Source organism: Streptomyces sp. NPDC002055, from assembly GCF_040296705.1.
GTDB lineage: Bacteria > Actinomycetota > Actinomycetes > Streptomycetales > Streptomycetaceae > Streptomyces.
Genome location: NZ_JBEOXS010000124.1, coordinates 1 through 5,060 on the forward strand (window position 1 = coordinate 1; position 5,060 = coordinate 5,060).

A 5,060-nucleotide genomic window follows, 5' to 3' on the forward strand; every position below is an offset into this window, starting at 1 on the left:
CCAAGCCGCTACGCGGTCGCTTCGCGAGCCAGGACACCGCGCCCGGAACCCTGGTACGGCGGAGCTGTCCGACCGAGGAGGGAACCCCGCCCAGGTGCGTTGTGGCCGGGCCCGGCAGGGCGAGTGCGGGTCGGCGGACCGGGCAGAACTCGCCGGGATGCTGGGAGGCCAGACCAGGGCCTGCGAACCCGCCAGAGCGGCGCTTCTCGACGGAGGCGCGTTCGTCGTATGGAACGGCAGCGTTCCCAGCCAGCAGCTTGCCGACATCTACGCGGCCCGCCTCCGACGGGCGAGGAGGCGAGCTACTCAGCCGAACCACCGCCCATGGAAGCCGCTGCCGCATGACGATCACGTCCTCGTGAGGGCCTATGGGTCTCCGAGGCTAGTCCCGTCCCTTCAGCCTGTACCGGTCAACCCTGACGATCGTCGGGGTACCGGGCTGCCATTCGGCCAGGGCGCCCCGCCTGCAGTGTTCCTACCGTCGGCAGCATGGATTCGATCAAGCGATATGGATGGGGTCGACGGCTATTGATGGCGGTCGCGTCGGCCGGGGTAGGGGCAGCGGCCGTGGTCTGGCTGGCGCCCGGCGGTGTGCTGGGGACGAACGAGCCGGCGCACGTCACTGCGGGCTTCTCGGTGCGGGCCTACCGGGCGCTGACTGGGAGCGTGGCGGACGGGCCGTCGTGGGCTGAGACCGTCCTGGAAGGGGCGAGTGAGGGCACTTTGCTGTTCCTGGGCCTGCTGTTGGCCTGGGTCGGCTGGCGCGCCCTGCGCCGCAGGGATGCGGCGGGGCTGGCCGGGGTGGCCGTGGCCGCCGCCGGGACCGTCGTCGCCTATGGAGTCAGTGAGGCGGTCAAACTCCTCGTCGACGAGGAACGTCCGTGCCGGGCCCTGCCAGGGGTCGCGGCCCTTGCGCCGTGTCCCGCGCCGGGCGACTGGTCGTTCCCCAGCAACCACGCCACCCTCGCCGTCGCGCTGGCCGTCGGTGTGGTCTTGATACGGCCTCGGCTCGCGGCTCTGGCCTTGCCGGTGGCCGGGGCGGCCGCTTTGTTGCGGGTGCTGGTCGGGGTGCACTATCCGCACGACGTCCTGGCGGGCGCGGCGCTCGGCGCGACGGCCGTGATGACGGTGTGGCTCCTCGTACGGCCGATTGCCCTGCGGGCGGTGTTAGCTGTCCACGTACGGCAGTCGGTCGGACGGCACCGGGACCACGCCGGCCTCGTGCGCGACCACGGCCGCCGCGGCCCGGTTGTCGACGCCGAGGCGGGCGAGGATCGAGCTGACGTGGGCCTTCACCGTCCCCTCCGCTAGGCGCAGGCGGCGTGCGATCTGCCCGTTGGAGAACCCGCTGCCGAGGAAGCCGAGCACCTCCCGCTCCCGCCCGGTCAGGGCCTCGACGCGGGCGCGGGCCGCGGAACGGCGGTTGGCCTGGGCTCCCGCACCGCCAGAGGCGAGATGCGCGACGACGCGGGCCGTGACCTTCGGTGACAGATAGGCGGCACCGTCGGCAACTGCCCGGACACCGGCGATCAGTTCCTCCGGCTCGCCGGACTTGATCAGGAAGCCGGCGGCGCCTTCGCTCAGGGCGCGCAGGATGTACTCGTCCTCGCCAAAGGTCGTCAGCATCACAACCCCCGTTTCGGGGACGGTCCTGCGTATCTCGGCTGCGGCTTCGATACCGCCGGTCCCCGGCATCCGGATGTCGAGGACGGCCACCTGCGGGCGGTGGCGCTGGACGAGTTCCACCGCCTGGTGGCCATCAGCTGCCTCGGCGACGACGGTGATGCCGGGGTCGGTGGCAAGGACTGCGCGGACGCCTGCGCGGATCATGGGCTCGTCGTCGGCGATCAGGATCCGGATCATCGGACAGCCTTCCCGGTGTAGTCGTCGGTGGAGACCAGGCGTCCAGCCCGGAAGCAGAGACGGTAGATGTCCCCCGAGCGGTCGTCGAACGGGTCGCCGGTCTGTACGTAGAACTCGCAGGCCGCATCCTGCGGTGCGGGCGTGGGCGCGGCCGGGCGGCGGTTCGTCTGGCGCCGGGGCAGGTACGGCGCCACGTCCGCGCGTGGCTGGCCGACGTGCAGCCGGGCGTAGTCCTGCGGGGCGAGTACCGATTGCCGTGCCGTCACGGTGTCCCACGCCCGTACCCCGCCGATGAGCAACGCGGAGGTGCACAGCGGCACCAGGACGGCCGCGGCGGCGGTACGGCCCAGTCGGCGACGGGCACTGCGGTGCTCAGGAGGTAGTACGTCACCTCGATCGCCGGGCTTGGCGCGGCGTGGCGGGGGCACGGCCCCGGGACTGTGCGGGAGCGTGGCCCGGACGGCGAACCCGCCGCCTTCGGGACCCGATGTGAAGGTGCCACCGGCCAGTCGTACGCGTTCGTCCAGGCCGATGAGCCCAAAGCGGTGGCCGTCGCCGGGTGCCGAGACCCGGGACTCCGGTGCGGTACGGGCGGCGCGGTCATGGTGGGCCGTAGACGCGCTGGGCACCGGCTCATTCGTCACACTGACCTCGGTCCGTCCTTCCGCGTGCCGGACGACGACGTTGGCCCGGTGCCTGGGCGCGTGCTTGGCAACGTTCGTCAGCGACTCCTGGACGACGCGCTGCACGGCCCGTTCGATGACCAGCAGCGCGTCGCCGGCCGCCGCTTCGCCCTCTACACGCAGCCGGACGTCAAGCCCCGCTGCTGCCGCCCGGTCCACCAGGCCCTCGAGTTCCGTGAGCCCGGCGCCGGGCTCGGACCCCGGAGCCATATCCGACGGCTCGCGCAGGACACCGACTACCTCGCCGAGCCTGTCGACGGCGGCTCCCGCCCTGGCGCGGATGTCCCGGGCGGTGGCCCGGTGGTCCTCAGACAGGCCAGGGGCCAGCTTCAGTGCCCCCGCGGACAGGGCGATGAGGCTGAGGTCGTGGCCGAGGAGGTCATGCATGTCCTGCGCGATCCGGGTCCGCTCGCGCAACCGGGCCTGTTCGGCGACCAGATGCTGTTCCCGCTCCAGCCGCGCGGCCCGCTCCCATCCGGCCCGGAGCAGTTCGCGGTACTGGCGCAGGAACCGGCCCGCGAACCACGGCAGCATCGCCGCCACGAGCAGCAACCCCACGAACTGGCTCGCCCAGCCCAGCCACGCCGGCACCAGGAGCACAGCCACCACGGTGGCCGCGAGCACTCCGACCAAGGCTGCCCCCGTGCTCCGGTTCCGCCCCGGCTGGCAGCCCGCGAGGAAGGCGCAGACCGCCGCGGGTATGCCCCACCACAGAGTGGCGACACCTGTGCCAACGGCCGCCACCGCCCCGATGAAGAGGCCTGCGGACAGTACCGGTGCCGGCACCCGGGCGATGATCACTGTTCTCACGGACGCGACCCTACGGAACTCCGCCGCCCCGCGGCACTGTCGAAAGTCCATTACCGCGGCCCGGGATCTCATGCCCTTGCCGAGCAGGCCGGATCAAGGACTTCTTGACAACCGTGATTGGGAATCAGTCACACGGTGACAACAAACGTGTCCAGGTGACATCTAACGTGTCTCGGCACAGCGACCGCGCCGCACTCGACATCCCCGGCCGGGATGCTTGGCCCACCAAAACGTGGTTTAATTAATGGTGTCGGAGGGGGAGGGCACCCCCCTCCGACACGACGGGCCGCCAGCCGGCCCGAGACCGGCCGTACGCGGAGGGCAACCCGCCCGGCTGGGCCCGCGATTCCTCTCTCACCAGCAGGAGCACCCACGATGACCAGCGCAGCCATACGGTTTTCTATCCCCGCGACCGCTCAGTCCCGCGTCCGTCAGCTTGTCGAGGCCACCAACGCCCGCGCCGCCGTCCACCACCTCAGCGCGTACACGCTCGACATCTCCAAGCCGTTCCTTGCCGACTACCACGACATCGACGGCCGCCTGATCGGCCAGCGCCCCACCGTCACCGTGACGATCTCCGGTGACATCCCCCGTCACCACGGCTGGACCGTCATAGCCCGCCTGGACCACGACGAGGAGGGCGAGACGATCACCAGCCTGTTCCCCGGTCTGCCCGAGCAGGACGCCGAGGCCGCGCGCCAGTACCGCGCCATCGAGTCCTTCTGCCACGGGTGCGCCGTCGCCCGGCACCGCACCGCCACCTACCTTGCCCGCCACGAGAACGGCGAGATGCGGCAGCTGGGCACCACGTGCGTCGAGCCGTACACCGGTCTGCCGATCAAGGGCCTTGAGGCCCTGTGGAGGTTCGGCACGCTGAAGGACTCCGACTGGGACGGCGAAGAGGGTGGCATCCCGGCCGATCTCCGCGTCCCGGTGATCGAGGTCCTGCGGGTGACCGCCGCCATTGTGAAGACGGAGGGCAGGTTCTACAGCCGGTCCGAGCAGTGGAAGAACACCCCGCCGACCGCCGACGGCGTCGAAGCGTACTTCTTCGACCGCAAGGCCCCGATGGACTGGCGGGCCGCCATCGACGCCGACCCCGACGCGCCGACCACCGCCGCCGCCGTCCGGGCATGGGCCGTCCAGGGATACGGCAGCCTCTCTGACTACCGCCACAAGGTGGGCCAGTTGGCGAAGGGTGAGACTGTCGACCCGCGCCACCTGCCGACGCTGGTGTCCGCCATCGCGGGGTGGTGCCGCGACCAGGAGAAGGAAGCCGCCGAGCGGGCCGCCCAGAACAGCAAGCCGCAGGGCACGGTGGGTGAGCGCATCACCACCACCGCCACCGTCACCACCGTGATCGAGCTGGAGGGCCGGACGTACGGCTACCACACCCAGCGCCGCCGACTGGTGAAGTTCCAGGACGGCGACGGCAACGTGTTCGTCTGGTTCAGCTCCGCCGCCGACGTCCCCGACCAGGGCGACGAGGTCGAGCTGACCGGCACGGTCAAGGACCACTCCATCTACGGCGAGACCGCACAGACCGTGCTCACCCGGTGCCGCGTCGCCGCGCGCGAACCGGTCGCCGCGTAGCAGCAGCCCCGGCCGGGCGTCCCAGCCGTTGCGCGCCTGGAGTCTGTCGACCCGTCGGATGATCCCGGACATCACGGTGGCGGCGGGCAGCGCCGGCCTCCTGGCCTGCAC

Annotated in this window: 3 protein-coding genes and 1 pseudogene; 2 read left to right on the plus strand and 2 right to left on the minus strand. The window is 71.4% G+C overall.

All coding sequences use genetic code 11. The annotated features are described in order from the left end of the window. Positions 1–489: 489 nt before the first annotated feature. Positions 490–1,260, plus strand: a pseudogene (locus tag ABT112_RS34660) (phosphatase PAP2 family protein); the annotation flags it as partial. On the opposite strand, the gene ABT112_RS34665 reads toward ABT112_RS34660, so the two are convergent. Both ABT112_RS34665 and ABT112_RS34670 read right to left on the minus strand, forming a co-directional pair. Continuing rightward, positions 1,168–1,863, minus strand: a complete 696-nt coding sequence (locus tag ABT112_RS34665) for a response regulator (RefSeq protein ID WP_351515774.1) — start codon at positions 1,861–1,863, stop codon at positions 1,168–1,170. The pseudogene ABT112_RS34660 and the gene ABT112_RS34665 overlap by 93 nt on opposite strands. Beyond that, positions 1,860–3,356 (minus strand): sensor histidine kinase, encoded by a 1,497-nt coding sequence (locus ABT112_RS34670; RefSeq protein WP_351515775.1) that lies wholly within the window; start codon positions 3,354–3,356, stop codon positions 1,860–1,862. The genes ABT112_RS34665 and ABT112_RS34670 overlap by 4 nt, the downstream gene beginning before the upstream one ends. A 375-nt stretch (positions 3,357–3,731) precedes the next feature. On the opposite strand from ABT112_RS34670, the gene ABT112_RS34675 reads away from it, so the two are divergent. After that, entirely contained in the window at positions 3,732–4,949 is a 1,218-nt protein-coding gene (locus ABT112_RS34675; RefSeq protein WP_351515776.1) for a single stranded DNA-binding domain-containing protein, read from the plus strand. The last annotated feature ends 111 nt before the right edge of the window (positions 4,950–5,060 follow it).